Source organism: Actinobacillus suis ATCC 33415 (assembly GCF_000739435.1).
GTDB lineage: Bacteria > Pseudomonadota > Gammaproteobacteria > Enterobacterales > Pasteurellaceae > Actinobacillus > Actinobacillus suis.
In genome coordinates this window covers 471786-487648 of record NZ_CP009159.1, presented here as the reverse complement: position 1 = coordinate 487648, position 15863 = coordinate 471786, and the positions used below count along the sequence as shown (strand labels likewise).

Below are 15863 nucleotides of genomic sequence, written 5' to 3'. Positions count from 1 at the left end.
ACAATGACACAACAATTACGAATTGCAACCGTAACCTTAAATCCGGCATTTGACTTGGTCGGTCGCCTACAACGCATTGAAGTGGGTGAAGTAAATACTGTTGAAACCTTAGGCTTATACCCTGCCGGTAAAGGTATCAACGTAGCGAAAGTATTAGCGGATCTCGGCGTTAAATTAGCAGTTACCGGTTTTTTAGGCGCTGAAAATCAAGGCGATTTCGTTCAATCGTTTAAACAAAACGGTGTGGACGATCAATTCTATCGTATTGACGGTAAAACGCGTATTAACGTGAAAATTACCGAAACCGAAGCGGATGTGACAGACTTAAACTTCTTAGGTTTTGAAATTAGCGCCGAAGATTGGGCAAACTTTACCGCTCAATCACAGCAATGGGCAAAAGAGTTTGATTTGGTGGCGGTATGCGGTTCACTCCCTCGTGGTGTAACGGCACAACAATTCTCACAATGGTTGGAATCACTCCACCAACAAGGCTTAAAAGTTGTATTAGACAGCAGCAATGCGGCATTAACCGAAGGTTTAAAAGCCCATCCGTGGTTAGTAAAACCGAATCGTCGTGAGTTAGAAGTTTGGGCGAATCGTCCGTTAAATAGCTTAGAAGAAGTGATTGCAGCGGCACAAGAATTGCGTGCCGGCGGTATTGAGAACGTAATTATTTCAATGGGCGCAGACGGTTCCGTATGGCTTAACAGCGAAGGCGTGGTTCAAGCTCAACCGCCTCGCTGCCAAAATGTTGTGAGTACGGTCGGAGCCGGCGATTCCATGGTGGCAGGCTTAATTTATGGGCTTTCTCAAGGTTGGGATAAAGCAAAAACCCTCGCCTTCGCAAGCGGTACATCGGCATTAGCAGTATCACAAAGTAATGTGGGTATCAGCGACCGAAAAGCCCTAGATGAAATTGTAGCGCAGGTGAAATTAACTCAATTACGTTAATAATTTGTAACAACATTCCCCTCTTTAGAAAAGAGGGCGGAATAAATTTTCTCAAACTTATAAGGATCTCAAAATGAATATTTCCTTTGTATTCCCTCAATCATTAGGTAAAGCCCGTGCTTTCCTCGTGAATGAAGTATTATCAGCGGCAGCCAAGCAACAAGGCCATCAAGTTGTAAACGCTGAACAAGCTGATTTTGTCGTGTTATTTAACGATGAAATTCCTACAAGTGCTGCCGGCAAACAAGGTGCGGTAGTGAACTTAGACCAAGCTTTTGCTCAACCGGAAGCAACGCTTAAACAAGCGGTCGAAAATGCAAAAACTTTTGCAAATGCAACTGCTTCAAGCGTATCCTCTTCAGGTGTGAAAAACATCGTAGCAGTAACCGCTTGCCCGACTGGTGTGGCACATACCTTTATGTCTGCGGAAGCTATCGAAAACTATGCCAAAGCGCAAGGTTGGAACGTTAAAGTTGAAACGCGTGGTCAGGTTGGTGCGGGTAACCCGATTTCTGCGGAAGAAATTGCAGCGGCAGACTTAGTCTTTGTGGCGGCGGATATTGACGTGGATTTAGATAAATTCAAAGGTAAACCGATGTACCGTACCTCAACCGGTTTAGCGTTGAAGAAAACGGCACAAGAATTTGAAAAAGCGTTTGCACAAGCAACCGTTTATCAAGGTGGCACAACGGCTGCACAACAAGCTGAAGGTTCAGCAAGCGGTGAGAAAAAAGGCTTATATAAACACTTAATGACCGGTGTTTCACATATGTTACCGTTAGTGGTTGCCGGTGGTTTATTAATTGCGATTTCATTTATGTTCGGTATTGAAGCGTTCAAAGATGAAACCATCGCAGGCGGCTTACCGAAAGCGTTAATGGATATCGGTGGCGGCGCAGCATTCCACTTAATGATCGCCGTATTTGCCGGTTATGTCGCCTTCTCTATCGCAGACCGTCCGGGGTTAGCAGTCGGTTTAATCGGCGGTATGTTAGCCACTACAGCCGGTGCGGGGATTTTAGGCGGTATCGTAGCCGGTTTCCTTGCGGGTTATACCGTAAAATTTTTAAACGGCGTGATTCAATTACCGGCAAGTTTAACTTCGCTTAAACCGATTTTGATTCTACCATTATTAGGTTCTGCAATTGTCGGCTTAGCGATGATTTACCTCATCAACCCACCGGTAAAAGGCATCATGGATGCTTTAGTTGAATGGTTAAATTCAATGGGTCAAGCGAATGCGATTATCTTAGGTGCAATCCTTGGTGCAATGATGTGTATCGATATGGGCGGTCCGGTAAATAAAGCGGCATATACATTCGGTGTCGGTTTAATCGCTTCGCAACAATATACGCCAATGGCAGCAGTGATGGCGGCGGGCATGGTTCCACCTATCGGTATGGCGATTGCAACATTAATCGCTCGTAATAAATTTACTTCTAACCAACGCGATGCAGGTAAAGCGTCATTCGTATTAGGTTTATGCTTTATTTCTGAAGGTGCGTTACCGTTTGTTGCGGCAGATCCTGTGCGTGTAATTATCAGTTCTGTGTTAGGTGGTGCAACTGCAGGTGCGATCTCAATGGCATTTGCTATCACACTCCAAGCACCACACGGTGGTTTATTTGTGATTCCATTTGTTTCACAACCGTTAATGTACTTAGCGGCAATCGCAATCGGCTCAGTAGTAACCGGTGTGATTTACGCAGCAATCAAACAAAAAGCATCAGAATAATTCTTTTGCAGTAAAAAACGGAGCTTGTTAGCTCCGTTTTTATTTAGTAGTAATGCCTAATAAATGATGATAATAAACTAACGTAGTATTACGATAATTTGTCCTTAGAATATTTTCATTTTGTTCCTGTACCGCTTTAATATACTTTTTAACAAATTTCTCAAATTCTTGAATGATATGCTTTTGCGCATTATTAATTTTATTAAACTCTTGGCGCTCTTTTAAATAATACCTATCACCAATGTATTTGGTTTTATCCGTAATACAAATTGCTTTCAGATAATCCAATCCGTGTTTAATACCCGTTTCTTGGTTGATCCCTAATATAAATCCTTTTTTAATATTAGAATGAAGAGGTATTGCAAAATCACAGCCTAGAATTTTAACGAGAATAACCCCGTAACCTCTCCCACCTTTATTAAATAAAATTTGCGTATTATCTTTATTATCAATATAAAATTGTTCTGTTAGTTTATAAAATTCTATTGCCTTTGGCATCGTAGTCTCCTATACGAAAACACCCACTATAAAAGTGGGTGTAATTTCATTTGGCCTTTTAGTTTTTTACGTGGGGCGAACCTACCGCCACAGATTTCAATCGAGCTTTTAGTTTTTTACGTGGGGCGTCTCTACCACCACGAGGAAAGATTATCCGATACTGGTTATTTATGCAAGTAATTTATGTTTCTATCTGAAAACTTTTGTAAGTTTGCTAGGAAATTCGACCGCTTACCTATAAGATCCGCCCGTTTTTTTAACCTTAAATAGGACTTTTTAATATGAAGAAAATTTTTTGGATCTTAGTAATTGCCGTACTTGCAGTCGGCGGTTTCTCTTTAACGAAATATAACGACTTAATGCGTGCGGAAGAAGATATCAACTCAGTGTGGGGTAATGTGGAATCGGCTTACCAACGCCGTGCGGATTTAATCCCTAACTTAGTAAACACGGTAAAAGGCCAAGCAAACTTTGAAAAAGAAACCTTAACCTCTGTGATTGAAGCTCGTGCCAAAGCGACTGCAGTGACCATTGATCCAAACAATGCCACTGAGGAACAAATGGCGAAATTCCAAGAAGCGCAACAAGGCGTAAATTCTGCCCTTTCTCGTTTATTAGTTTCAGTTGAAAAATACCCTGAGTTAAAAGCGCACGAAGGTTTCTTAAATCTTCAAGCTCAGTTAGAAGGTACGGAAAACCGTATCAATGTTGAGCGTAATAACTTCAACGCTGCGGTGAAAGAATACAACAAACAAGTGCGTGAGTTCCCAACCAAAATCGCTGCGATGATTATGGGCTTTAAAGCTAAACCACAATTCAAAGCTGAAGCTGGTTCAGAAAAAGCACCAACAGTAAACTTTAATTAATTTCTTACACAAAACACGGAATACTTAAAAATATTCCGTGTTTTTTGTGAATTTAGTGATAACTCTATGAAATTATTTTCTTTTCTTTCAAATAAATTGCCTGTTGATACTCAGCGTATCGAACAGGCAATTTCACATTTAGAACATCAAACATCTGCCGAATTACGCGTAGTCGTTGAACGTAAAACCAAAGAAAAAATCGATGCGATGGCTCGTGCCAATCAACTTTTCGATGAATTAAAGATGCGAGAAACGGCAGATCGTAACGGCGTACTGATTTACCTCTCGTTCAAACCGCACAATTTAGCGATTGTCGGTGATAAGGCGATTCATGAAAAAGTCGGTCAAGTTTTTTGGCAATCAGTTTATGATGCGATGAAACAACAATGTCAACAAGCGGATTATACTCAAGCAATTTGTGACGGCATTAAACAAGTAGAAGCACAGTTAGTTGCTTATTTTCCTCGTCGTGATGATGATACGAATGAATTGTCAAATGAGGTGGTGATTAAATGATAAAAGCGTTCTTTAAGCCGATTTGGTTTATCCTGTTGGCATTTTTCACATTAAAAGCCGCTGCTGCGGATAACTACCCTGCTGCACCGAATCCTTTTTATTATGTGACCGATTACACCAAAACATTAACTCAACAAGAATGGCGAACCTTAGAAGATGCGCTAATTGCCAACCGTGCTAAAACCAGCTCGCAAATTATTGTGGTAATTGTGCCGTCAACCAATGGCGAGGATGTCGCAAGTTATTCGCATAACTTATTTAATAAATGGGGCATCGGTCGCACCAAAAATAATGAAAATAACGGCATATTATTACTGATTGCCAAAAACGATCGAAAACTGTTTATTGCAACCGGCAGAGGCTTAGAAGGTGTATTGCCTGATGCGATTGCCTCAACCATTATTCGTCATAACATTACGCCGTACTTCAAACAAAACTTATATGCGGAAGGGATTGCTAGTGGTTTATCGGCGATTATGGCGGCAATTAACGGCGAATATGCGGCTTATGATAGTTATGGCGAAGACGCAGGCGAAGAATCCTTAGAGCAAATTGACGGTTTACTGTTCTTCCTTGTTGCCGGTATTGTAATTTTCTTAATCTTCCGCCCGGGTAGAAATACGCAATATATTAGCCCGAGTGCTGCGGATCAATTAGGTAGAATCATCATTAATTCATCTCGTCGTAGAGGTAGTTTTGGGGGCGGCTTTGGAGGCGATTCTTCCGGTGGCTTCGGCGGTGGGTTTGGTGGCGGAAGCCGAGGTAGCGGTGACAGCTTCGGCGGTGGCTCTTCCGGCGGTGGCGGCGCAGGCGGTAGCTGGTAAACGCGCCTTTCAAACTCATTACAAGCGGTTAAATTTTGGGAAAAATTTGCAAAAGACTTCCTAAATTTAACCGCTTGTTGTTTTAAATATTATGCTTAACTCAAAAGCCAACCATTTGTTAGTACACGCAGCAAACGTAAAATTCGTGACACAATCCCAAAATATGACAATATAAAGCAATGTTAAATAGGAGATTAAAGAATTAATTTTAAAAGGATTAAATGGCACGCCCTAAAGGATTCGAACCTTTGACCCACGCCTTAGAAGGGCGTTGCTCTATCCAGCTGAGCTAAGGGCGCAAGTGAAATAAATATAAGGAAGAAATATTTATGAAAGATAAAGTGGTCGGCGAGATAGGATTTGAACCTACGACCCACTGGTCCCAAACCAGTTGCGCTACCAAGCTGCGCTACTCGCCGACTGAAAAGTGATATTTATTATAGACTTATCTAAAATCTCGTCAATCCCTTTTTTGACAATCGCAGTTCGATTGATTGAACTTTGTTCGCAACTGTAAACAATAAATTAACTCATCTCTCACTTGCAAATCACCTTTTTTCTGACAGAATAGAATGGTCTTCAACTATTCACATCCAGACAGGAGAAACTATGACCGCACAAATCATTTCAGGCACCGCAGTAGCCAAGCAAGTTAAAACGAATATCGCCGAACAAATTCAAGCCCATACGGCGCAAGGCAAACGTAAACCGGGGTTAGCCGTAATTTTAGTGGGAATGGATCCTGCTTCTCAAGTTTATGTGAATAGTAAACGAAAAAGCTGTGCTGAAATCGGAATTGAATCGAAATCTTACGACCTTCCGGCAGATACAAGTGAAGCCGAATTACTGGCAATTATCGAGCAATTAAATCATGACGATTCGGTAGACGGCATTCTGGTACAATTACCGCTACCGAAGCAAATTGATGCGACTAAAGTCACTGAAGCGATTGTGCCGCATAAAGATGTGGACGGTTTCCACCCTTATAACGTTGGGCGTTTATGCCAAAAAATTCCCACTTTGCGTTCTTGCACCCCATACGGCGTAATGAAATTATTAGAAAGTACCGGTGTGAATCTTGCCGGTTTACACGCTGTTGTTGTCGGTGCGTCAAATATCGTGGGTCGTCCGATGGCAATGGAATTATTACTTGCCGGTTGTACTGTTACAGTCACACACAGTCGTACTAAAGATTTAGCTTATCACGTCTCGCAAGCAGATATCGTAGTTGCTGGTGTAGGCAAACCAAACTTTGTAAAAGGTGAATGGATTAAAGACGGTGCGATTGTAATTGATGTCGGTATTAATCGTGTGGACGGTAAGTTAGTCGGTGATGTGGAATATGCAACGGCAGAACCTAAAGCCAGCTTTATTACTCCTGTGCCCGGCGGCGTTGGCCCAATGACGGTTGCGATGTTGATGCAAAATACGCTACAAGCTTACGAAGCACACTTACAAGCGGTCTAATTTCCTATAAATTTAGCATTCAAAGCCTCTTTCAACCAAGAGGCTTTTTTGTTGCTAATTTATTTGCGCAAACGTTTGCGCAAATAAATTTTAATGTTATACTAATGTTAAATCATTGTTAATACAACTTGGAGTCTCCATGTCATTTTTAGATCGTGAAAAGACAATTGCCCCCTTGCAATTTAATCGCTGGCTAATTCCTCCCGCTGCTCTTGCAGTACACTTATCTATCGGGCAGATTTATGCTTATTCGGTATTTAACGCGCCGCTAACCAAGGTAATCGGCATCACTCAATCAGCTGCGGATGACTGGAAACTCACAACAATCGGCTGGGTATTTAGTATCGCGCTTGCCGTATTAGGCGCTTCAGCTGCACTATTTGGCACATGGATGGAACGTGTCGGCCCTCGTAAAGCGATGTTTGTCGCAACCATCTGTTTTAGCTTAGGTTTTCTCGTAGCAGCATTTGGCGTACACACTCACAATCTGTGGCTGTTATATTTAGGCAACGGTGTTCTGGGCGGTATTGGCTTGGGACTCGGTTATATTGGCCCGGTTTCTACCTTAATGAAATGGTTTCCGGATAAACCGGGCATGGCAACCGGTTTAGCGATTATGGGCTTTGGCGGTGGTGCCATGCTCGCTTCGCCGATTTCGGTTGCATTAATGGATTTCTTCAGCAACCCAACCTCGGTCGGTATTGTTGAAACATTTATTGTTTTAGGTGTGTTCTATTTCATTTTTATGATGTTTGGTGTCTTTACTATTCGCCTGCCGCATCCCGAATGGAAACCGAAAGGTTTTGTCGATAACAAACCTAAAAATAAATTGGTCAGCTCGCACAATGTCGGCGTAAATAAAGCAATGAAAACGCCACAATTTTGGTTATTGTTTTGGATTTTATGTCTAAATGTAACGGCAGGTATCGGAGTACTTGGTCAAGCATCGGTAATGATTCAGGAATTATTCTCCGAAATTTCAGTCGGCAAACAAGCGGCAATCAGCACCTTAGCGGCAGCCGGATTTGTAGGCTTACTCAGCTTATTTAATATGGGGGGACGTTTCTTTTGGTCGAGTATTTCGGACAAAATCGGACGTAAAAACTTATACTCTATTTTCTTCTTATTGGGATCGGTACTTTATTTTGCCGTTCCGTCATTAGGCGAAAGTGGTAATAAAGCGTTATTTGTGGTTGGTTTCTGTGTGATCATTTCCATGTATGGCGGCGGTTTTGCAGCAATCCCAGCTTATCTGCGTGATTTATTCGGAACTTACCAAGTCGGTGCAATCCACGGACGAGTTCTGCTCGCATGGTCAACGGCCGCAGTGGCAGGCCCAGTATTAGTGAACTATATCCGCCAAATGCAAATTGACAGCGGCGTACCGGCAGCGCAAGCGTACAGCATTACTATGTATATTATGGCGGCGTTATTAATTGTCGGTTTCTTCTGTAATTTAAGTGTGAAAGCCGTGCACGAAAAACATCATGAATTGCCGATTAAAGAGGCTGCATATAGTGCTAAGCCGAGTGATGAAACGGTGATCTCAGATACTTATCTTGTGGCTGAAGAAGTTGCTCACGGCGGTTGTATGGTGTGGCTACGTTGGATTATTGTGACCGTGCCGCTCACTTATGGCGTTATTATGGTATTTGCTAAAGTCGTCGAACTTTTCTAAACGGCATGTTGCAAATTTTTCGGCAAATTTGACCGCTTGTCTAATAAAAAACCCCGTATTCAAATACGGGGTCTTCATATTACGAATAACAAGCGGTTAAATTAAACCGGCTTTTTGCAAGGCTGCTAATACGGCTGGTTGAGCGCCTTCCGATAAAGTAGTTAATGGCAAGCGTAAATTCGGTTCACTGATTAAACCTAATTTATAAGCTGCCCATTTAACCGGAATCGGGTTTGCTTCAATAAATAAATCGTGATGCAATGCCATTAAACGTTGGTTAATAACTTCCGCTTCATCAAATTTACCGGCTAATGCAAGTTCGCACATTTTTGCCATATCTGCTGCCGCGACGTTGTTTGTTACCGAAATCACGCCTTGACCACCAAGTTTCATTGATTCTAAACCTGTCGCATCGTCACCGCTTAAGAAAATAAAATCTTCGCCGGCTAATTGCTTAATTAAAGGTAAACGAGTTAAATCACCTGTTGCTTCTTTCACACCGACAATATTCGGAATTTCAGCTAAACGACCGATAGTTTCCGGTTTTAAATCGCTACCGGTACGGCCCGGTACGTTATATAAAATTTGTGGTAAATCGGTACTTTCAGCAATTGCTTTATAGTGTAAATACATGCCTTCTTGAGTCGGTTTATTGTAATAAGGAACCACGCTTAAACAGCCTGCAACACCACTATTGGTTAACAATTTGGTTAAAATAATTGCTTCGCTGGTTGCATTCGAACCAGTACCTGCAATCACAGGGATTCGTCCATCCGCAAATTCCACAGTTTTCTTGATAACCTTCACATTCTCATCGATGCTTAATGTGGTTGATTCACCTGTTGTTCCTACCGACACAATCCCGTGTGTACCGGCTTGAACATGATATTCAACCAATTTTTTTAATTCTTCATAATTTACTTCGCCATGAGTCATTGGTGTGACAAGTGCAACAATACTGCCGTGAAATAAAGGGGTCGCCATAATCATCTCCTGTACTTTTTTGTTATGTGCAATGTTTATTTGTTAGATTGCAAAATTCGCTTTAAATATGCAAGTACTTTTTGCGAATAACCACTAAAAAATTTATTTAAATCACCCTATTAAAAATAAACCCGACACTATAAGTATAAATGTCGGGTTTATTTTAATCATATAAACTTTTATCCGCTTCTTGAGGACGTGTTTTAAATCGTCGATGTAACCACATATATTGGCTTACTGATTTAAGAATCTCCGCTGCCACAACCTTGTTCATTTTCGTTGCGGTATCCAGTTCATTTTCACATTCGCTAAAATCGACCGCTGGACTAATCTTTACCGTATATCCGGAAAAGTCATCATTTCGAATTGGACTAAACGGTACAACAACCGTATTCGGTGCAGACCGCAATAGCATACGCGTACCTGCCGTAGTACAAGCTTCCGGCACGGCAAAAAACGGAACGAACACACTATTCTTACGCCCATAATCATGATCCGGTGCATACCAAATCGTTTCACCCGCTTTTAATGCACGAATCATACCGCGTAAGTCTTTACGATCAAGCATTGCCTTATTTGAACGCACTCTGCCTCGAAACTGAATCCAATCTAATAACGGATTATCATTCGGTCGATAAACGCCCACGCCTTGGTGATGAAGCCCTACAATGCGAGCTCCCATTTCTAACGTAAGAAAATGCACGCCAACAAATAAAATGCCCGCACCTTCCGGCTGATTTTTAAGATATTCTAAGCCTTCAATCTTAGACCACTTTAGGATACGGTTGTCCGACCAAAACCACGCCATACCGGTTTCGATGATCGCCATACCGACCGATTCAATATTTTTATCTAGAATAGTTTGAATTTGTTCCGCTGAATACTGAGGAAAACAAAGTTCTAAATTACGGCGAGCAATACGCATTCTACGCTTACCGAAACCAAGTTTGGCAAATAGTTTTCCAAGCCCTTTACCCACTACAACCAAGGCTGGATAAGGTAAACACAAAATTAATTTAAATAGGCCCAATCCAAGCCAAAGCCCCCAATATCTAGGGTGTAAAAACCGCCATTCAAATGGAGGAAATTTTTGGGTATCCGTCATTTTTCGTCATCCTTATGTTTCGGATAGATTATAATCAAAAACACAGAAAAAGTGTTAACTAGATCAAATTTTTAAATTTTGCTTCATTTTTTGACTTGATATTTTGGAGCAAAAGTCATATTTTGAAATCAACTTAATAACCCCTTCACAAAGAGGAAAATGCTATGACAATCAATATTTCAAGTAAACAAATGGACATCACTCCTGCAATCCGTACCCATATTGAAGAACGCTTAGCGAAACTCGAAAAATGGCAAACTCAATTAATTAACCCGCACTTTATGATTCATAAATTGCCGAACGGTTATGAAGTTGAGGCATCGATTGGCACTCCAGTTGGAGAACTTTTTGCGAAGGCTGATAACGAAGATTTATACAAAGCAATTAACGAAGTCGAAACAAAACTTGAAACGCAATTAAATAAATTAGTACATAAAAATGAAGCACGTCGTACTGATAACACGTTAAAAAGCGTACAATAACGACTCAATAAATCGTGACTAACTTTAAAGCCAAATCAAAATTTGATTTGGCTTTTTTATTAATTATCCGCAAGAAATAACGGACCTAATGCCGTTTTAGGAATCCCAAAATGCTCCGGATAATGCACATCCACTAAATAGAGTCCTTCCGCTTTTGCGGTCGGTGCCGCCAACGTACGATCTCGTTGAGCTAATAACCATTGAATCCATTCCACCGGCTGTCTGCCCTGCCCGACTTCAATCAGGCTTCCAACAATATTCCGAACCATATGATGCACAAAAGCATTCGCTTGAATATCCACCACAATATAATTGCCTAATCGGCTTACATTCAGGTGATGAATATTACGCCAAGGGGTATGTGATTGACATTTTGCGGCACGGAACGAGCTAAAATCGTTCTCGCCCAATAAGAACTGACCGGCTTCGTGCATCTTTTGATGATTTAACTCATGGTGATAATGTGAAACACCTTTCGGCAAAATTGCCGAACGCAGTTTGTTATTAAAAATAATATAGCGATAACGTCTCGCCGTAGCACTAAAACGGGCGTGAAAATCTTCACTTACCTCTACTGCCCATTTCACCGCAATATCGTCCGGCAAATTCGCATTGGTACCGAAGCACCAACTTTGTAGCGGGCGTACCGCTTCCGTTTCAAAATGCACCACTTGCCCCGTGCCGTGTACGCCGGAGTCTGTACGTCCCGCACAGAAAACCTCTACCGGTGCATTTGCCACAACCGACAATGCTTCTTCCAGCTTTTGTTGCACGCTCTCTACTTCATCTTGACGCTGCCAACCGAAATAACGGCTTCCGTCATATTCAATGCCTAACGCTATTTTCATTTGTAAAATTTCTCGTTTTTTTGACCGCTTGCTACGGTCTCATTGCTCTATTCTATATAGCAAAAGTGGGCTTTCGCCCACTGATTATTTATTGATTAAGCCCAAAAATTCTTTGCGTGTTTCTCTGTCTTCTAAGAAAGCACCACCAAATGCCGACGTTACCGTATAGCTATTGGTATCCTTCACCCCACGACATTTCACACAGAAATGTGTTGCTTTTACATAAACCGCCACATCTTCAGTTTCTAAAATGGTTTGGAATGCGGTTAGAATTTGTTCGGTAAAACGTTCTTGTACCTGCGGGCGTTGAGCAAAGAATTGCACCACACGATTAATTTTAGATAAACCGATCACCCATTTTTTCGGGTAATACGCTACCGCTACTTTACCGTCAATCGTTACAAAATGATGTTCACAAGTGGAAGTTAGGGTAATATCGTCCACTAATACCATTTCGCTAACTTTCATACGATTTTCAATATTGGTAATTTTTGGGAAAGTCGCATAATCTAAGCCGCTAAAAATTTCATCCACATACATTTTAGCTAAGCGGTGCGGCGTCTCTTCCAAACTATCATCTTGTAAATCTAAACCGAGTAACTCCATTACCGAACGCATATGTTGTTGAATTTCTGCACGACGGGAATCTTTATCTTTAGTTAATTGAATGGTTGGGGTTTCAATGCCTTTCGCAATTAAGGCTTCACGCACTTTTTGGGCTTCTGCGGAGATAATGCTCATTGGGTTTCCTCTAAAAATTAAGGCAGGAATTTTAACAAATTGACATCAAAAAAAATAGCACTAAAATTTAACTTAATGATAACCAATCTAAATAACTTGTATGATTTTTTACCACTTTAATGCCAAACTTGTCCCTCACACACAAATAGAAACACTAAAAACGTTACTTAATTGCAAAAATTTTGCTGATTCTGACCGCTTGTTAGGTTCATCCAAAGGCAGAGGCATTACTTGGTTTCTAAACACTCAAGCCGAATTGGGTGTAAATGTGGTGCTTCGTCATTACTATCGAGGTGGGCTATTCGGCAAAATCGTCAAAGATCAGTATCTATTTAATGGGTTGGAAAACACCCGAGCGTTTCAAGAATTTTCCTTATTGGAAAAATTGCACGAATGGCATTTACCCGTCCCCCGCCCTGTTGCATTAAAAGTAGAAAAAAACTGTTGTTGGTATCGTGCTGACATCATGCTGGAAAAAATTGAAGGGACGCAAGATTTGAGTAAATATCTCCAAACTCACACACTTTCCGACACGCAATATCAGCAAATCGGTAAACTGATTCGCCAATTACACGATCATCAAGTGCATCATTCGGATTTAAATATCCATAATATTTTGCTTGAGCCAACAAGCGGTCAATTTTTCTTAATTGATTTCGATAAATGTGGCATTTCACAAACTAATGATTGGAAATCGGAAAACTTAGCCCGCTTACTACGTTCGTTTAAAAAGGAGCAAACTCGTTTAAATATTCGATTTAACGAGCAAAATTGGCAAGCCTTGCTCGCGGGTTACCATAAATAACGTTATTAATAAAAAAGAAGAAAGTTTGAAAGGCTTTCTTCTTTAGCTATTTGAAATATACAAAGTTCACGTATTATAGTTAATTTTCAAAAGAAACCTTTATACTCCCCTTCCCTAACGCTTCTTTTAATCCCTTCACATTATGAATTTTACCAATATTAGTATAATGATAAGGGGTATCAAAACGCTCATAAAAAATCACTAATGTATTTCCTTGCCAAAGCAAAATATCGCCGGTTTGAATTGAGCCAACTGCGTGATCATAAGCGGTCAAATTTTTAGGTAATTCTGCAAATTTTTCATTGCGTAGGTGGTCTTGCATTTCCAATGTTAAAGGTAACAATTCTGTAAGTTGTTGTGCAGCCTCGGTATCGGCTAATTCTGCTTCGAAAATTTGTTGTCCTATCGTAATTTGCATCATTTTCCCCTGTAAAAACGGACTAAAACATAAACTGAAAATCAACCCAACTAGAAACCTAATTTTCATTGCTAACCTCATCAATCATTTTAATGATTTTAGCAGGCACTCCAGCAACTATCGTATTTGCTGGCACATCTTTAGTAACCACACTACCTGCCGCAACAATCGCATTTTCACCAACCGTAACGCCAGGTAAAATCGTAGCTCCTGCACCAATCCAAGCATTTTGCTTAATTATTACAGGTTTGACGATCACACCACGACGAGTTTTCGGAGCTGTAGGGTGATTAACCGTAATAATATTTACTCTTGGGGCAAGCAAAACATTATCTTCAAGTGTAATCCCTCCCAAGTCGGTAAACACACAAGCGGTATTAATAAATACATTTTTACCAATGCGAAGATGACGACCGAAATCACTATATAACGGTAAATTAACGTACAAGGTTTCGTCAATTTGCGATTGAGTAATTTCACTCAAGAGGCGTTGAATGTTCTCTTGTGTTTGAAACTCTCCTGATAATTCAGCAATTTTAGGGGCATTTTCTGCAACAATTCGATGAATATCTTCAAAAATTTGGCTTCCTTGAGGAATCAACTTATCGATGGGTAAATCAACAGCGTATTGCATTTTTGTTCTCCGGTTTTCAAAAAGATAAGCGGTCAAATTCCTCTCATTTTTGCAAAAGTTTAGAGAAATTTGACCGCTTGTTATTATTTCAAGTTAGCTTTAAAGAACTGTTCAAATTTATCATATGGAATTTTGCCTGCAACGTTATCATACAAATCCGTATGCGTTGCATTTGGTACAATCACTAATTCTTTAGTTTGCGTCCCTGTCAATTTGGCAAAAATATCTTCACTCATATAACGAGAATGGGCTTTTTCACCTGCCACAATTAACACCGGAGCAGAAATTTCATGAACAAAAGTATCCATTGGCATCGTAATAAACGATAGTGGCATTGTTGCTAACCAAGCTGTATTGGAATTAATTCCACGGGGATGGTATCCTCGCTCGGTACGGTAATAATCAAAAAAGCCTGCCCACATATCAGGGAAATCCACCGGCTTGGTTTCCGGTAAAATACGCGTGCCACTTCCTTCTACTTTACCGTTAATGATTGGCAACTCATGCATACCTACGGCACGTTTGCCACTATCCACATCTGCCCAGCGTTGATTCGCTAAATAGGCTTTCACTAATTGGCGGTCTTTAGCTGAATAAAGATCTTGTTGATTACCGACACCTTTACCTATTGAACGGCTCATATCGTATAAAACCGAGGTTGCAAGCGCTTTAACACGACTATCCATAGCAGCTGCATTAATACTCATACCGCCAAATCCGCAAATACCTAATAATCCTAAGCGTTCACGATCTACTTCAGGTAAATTGCCAAGAAAATCTAATGCGGCAGACAAATCTTCACTATTAATATCCGGTGATGCCATACCTCGAGGTGTACCCGAGCTTTCACCGGTATAAGACGGGTCGAACGCAATAGTGACTAACCCTCGTTCCGCCAATGTTTGAGCATATAAACCCGAAACCTGTTCTTTTACCGCACCAAATGGTCCGCTTATTGCAATCGCAGCTAGCTTGCCTTTAGCATTTTTCGGTACATATAAATCGCCCACTAAAGTAATACCATAACGATTTTTAAAGGTTACTTTACGGTGTTCCACCTTATCTGATTTTGGGAATGTTTTATCCCATTCTTGAGTAAGTTGGATAGTTTGAGCGGGAACTTCAACTACCGTTGCTGATTGCGGTAAATTTGCCATAGCATTGCCTCCGATAAATGTAGAACCAAGTAAAAGTGCACTAGAAAGTGCAGTTAATTTTGTACGAATTTTCATTTGCTTTCCTCATTAATCATCTCAAAAGATGTGTGCATTATAAAAATTTCCATTCAAATGATAATGACCAAAAATTCAA

At 40.8% G+C, this 15863-nt stretch carries 17 protein-coding genes and 2 tRNA genes; 9 read left to right on the top strand and 10 right to left on the bottom strand.

Features of this window, described 5'->3' with window-relative positions:
• Positions 1 to 3: 3 nt before the first annotated feature.
• Together fruK and ASU1_RS02260 are read left to right on the top strand one after the other, a co-directional pair.
• Positions 4 to 951: a 1-phosphofructokinase gene (fruK, locus tag ASU1_RS02265; protein WP_014991222.1), complete on the top strand. Its 948-nt coding sequence runs from the start codon at positions 4 to 6 to the stop codon at positions 949 to 951.
• Between the two features lie 73 nt (positions 952 to 1024).
• Positions 1025 to 2686, top strand: coding sequence for a fructose-specific PTS transporter subunit EIIC (locus tag ASU1_RS02260; protein WP_014991221.1), 1662 nt, complete (start codon positions 1025 to 1027; stop codon positions 2684 to 2686).
• Between the two features lie 39 nt (positions 2687 to 2725).
• On the opposite strand, the gene tenpIN is transcribed toward ASU1_RS02260, so the two are convergent.
• Positions 2726 to 3184 (bottom strand): type III toxin-antitoxin system TenpIN family toxin, encoded by a 459-nt coding sequence (gene tenpIN, locus ASU1_RS12010; protein ID WP_014991220.1) that lies wholly within the window; start codon positions 3182 to 3184, stop codon positions 2726 to 2728.
• A gap of 281 nt (positions 3185 to 3465) precedes the next feature.
• Between tenpIN and ASU1_RS02250 the strand changes: the two genes are divergently transcribed.
• The 3 genes from ASU1_RS02250 (at position 3466) to ASU1_RS02240 (ending at position 5390) form a co-directional block, all read left to right on the top strand.
• Complete coding sequence (locus ASU1_RS02250; RefSeq protein ID WP_014991219.1) at positions 3466 to 4050, top strand: LemA family protein; 585 nt, start codon at positions 3466 to 3468, stop codon at positions 4048 to 4050.
• Positions 4051 to 4116: 66 nt separating this feature from the next.
• Entirely contained in the window at positions 4117 to 4566 is a 450-nt protein-coding gene (locus tag ASU1_RS02245) for a TPM domain-containing protein (protein ID WP_014991218.1), read from the top strand.
• Entirely contained in the window at positions 4563 to 5390 is an 828-nt protein-coding gene (locus ASU1_RS02240; protein WP_014991217.1) for a TPM domain-containing protein, read from the top strand. The genes ASU1_RS02245 and ASU1_RS02240 overlap by 4 nt, the downstream gene beginning before the upstream one ends.
• Before the next feature lie 222 nt (positions 5391 to 5612).
• On the opposite strand, the gene ASU1_RS02235 is transcribed toward ASU1_RS02240, so the two are convergent.
• Positions 5613 to 5689: transfer RNA gene (locus tag ASU1_RS02235), tRNA-Arg, on the bottom strand.
• A 43-nt stretch (positions 5690 to 5732) separates the two neighbouring features.
• Positions 5733 to 5809: transfer RNA gene (locus tag ASU1_RS02230), tRNA-Pro, on the bottom strand.
• A gap of 190 nt (positions 5810 to 5999) precedes the next feature.
• Here ASU1_RS02230 and folD point away from each other — a divergent pair.
• Together folD and ASU1_RS02220 are read left to right on the top strand one after the other, a co-directional pair.
• Positions 6000 to 6857 carry a bifunctional methylenetetrahydrofolate dehydrogenase/methenyltetrahydrofolate cyclohydrolase FolD gene (gene folD, locus ASU1_RS02225; protein ID WP_014991216.1) on the top strand — a complete coding sequence of 286 codons (858 nt, stop codon included), beginning with the start codon at positions 6000 to 6002 and terminating at the stop codon, positions 6855 to 6857.
• 139 nt (positions 6858 to 6996) lie between these two features.
• Positions 6997 to 8535, top strand: coding sequence for an L-lactate MFS transporter (locus ASU1_RS02220; RefSeq protein WP_014991215.1), 1539 nt, complete (start codon positions 6997 to 6999; stop codon positions 8533 to 8535).
• A 96-nt stretch (positions 8536 to 8631) separates the two neighbouring features.
• Here ASU1_RS02220 and dapA read toward each other — a convergent pair whose 3' ends face one another.
• Together dapA and ASU1_RS02210 are read right to left on the bottom strand one after the other, a co-directional pair.
• Positions 8632 to 9525: a 4-hydroxy-tetrahydrodipicolinate synthase gene (gene dapA, locus ASU1_RS02215; RefSeq protein WP_039194942.1), complete on the bottom strand. Its 894-nt coding sequence runs from the start codon at positions 9523 to 9525 to the stop codon at positions 8632 to 8634.
• A 157-nt stretch (positions 9526 to 9682) separates the two neighbouring features.
• The gene (locus ASU1_RS02210; RefSeq protein WP_014991213.1) at positions 9683 to 10624 is read right to left on the bottom strand and encodes a Kdo(2)-lipid IV(A) acyltransferase; all 942 of its coding nucleotides are present in this window, start codon (positions 10622 to 10624) and stop codon (positions 9683 to 9685) included.
• Positions 10625 to 10788: 164 nt separating this feature from the next.
• Here ASU1_RS02210 and hpf point away from each other — a divergent pair, with 164 nt between their 5' ends.
• The gene (gene hpf / locus ASU1_RS02205) at positions 10789 to 11106 is read left to right on the top strand and encodes a ribosome hibernation-promoting factor, HPF/YfiA family (protein WP_014991212.1); all 318 of its coding nucleotides are present in this window, start codon (positions 10789 to 10791) and stop codon (positions 11104 to 11106) included.
• A gap of 59 nt (positions 11107 to 11165) precedes the next feature.
• Here the strand turns inward: hpf and truA are convergent, their stop codons facing one another.
• Positions 11166 to 11954, bottom strand: coding sequence for a tRNA pseudouridine(38-40) synthase TruA (truA, locus tag ASU1_RS02200; protein WP_014991211.1), 789 nt, complete (start codon positions 11952 to 11954; stop codon positions 11166 to 11168).
• Positions 11955 to 12038: 84 nt separating this feature from the next.
• Positions 12039 to 12695: a GTP cyclohydrolase I FolE gene (folE, locus tag ASU1_RS02195; RefSeq protein ID WP_014991210.1), complete on the bottom strand. Its 657-nt coding sequence runs from the start codon at positions 12693 to 12695 to the stop codon at positions 12039 to 12041.
• Between the two features lie 100 nt (positions 12696 to 12795).
• Here folE and ASU1_RS02190 point away from each other — a divergent pair, with 100 nt between their 5' ends.
• Positions 12796 to 13500 carry a 3-deoxy-D-manno-octulosonic acid kinase gene (locus ASU1_RS02190; RefSeq protein ID WP_014991209.1) on the top strand — a complete coding sequence of 235 codons (705 nt, stop codon included), beginning with the start codon at positions 12796 to 12798 and terminating at the stop codon, positions 13498 to 13500.
• 79 nt (positions 13501 to 13579) lie between these two features.
• Here the strand turns inward: ASU1_RS02190 and ASU1_RS02185 are convergent, their stop codons facing one another.
• The 3 genes from ASU1_RS02185 to ASU1_RS02175 form a co-directional block, all read right to left on the bottom strand.
• Positions 13580 to 13918, bottom strand: coding sequence for a cyclophilin-like fold protein (locus tag ASU1_RS02185; protein ID WP_014991208.1), 339 nt, complete (start codon positions 13916 to 13918; stop codon positions 13580 to 13582).
• Positions 13919 to 13976: 58 nt separating this feature from the next.
• Positions 13977 to 14552 carry a DapH/DapD/GlmU-related protein gene (locus ASU1_RS02180; RefSeq protein ID WP_014991207.1) on the bottom strand — a complete coding sequence of 192 codons (576 nt, stop codon included), beginning with the start codon at positions 14550 to 14552 and terminating at the stop codon, positions 13977 to 13979.
• 83 nt (positions 14553 to 14635) lie between these two features.
• A complete protein-coding gene (locus ASU1_RS02175) occupies positions 14636 to 15784 on the bottom strand; it encodes an alpha/beta hydrolase (protein WP_014991206.1) in 1149 nt (382 codons plus the stop codon).
• Positions 15785 to 15863: the final 79 nt, after the last annotated feature.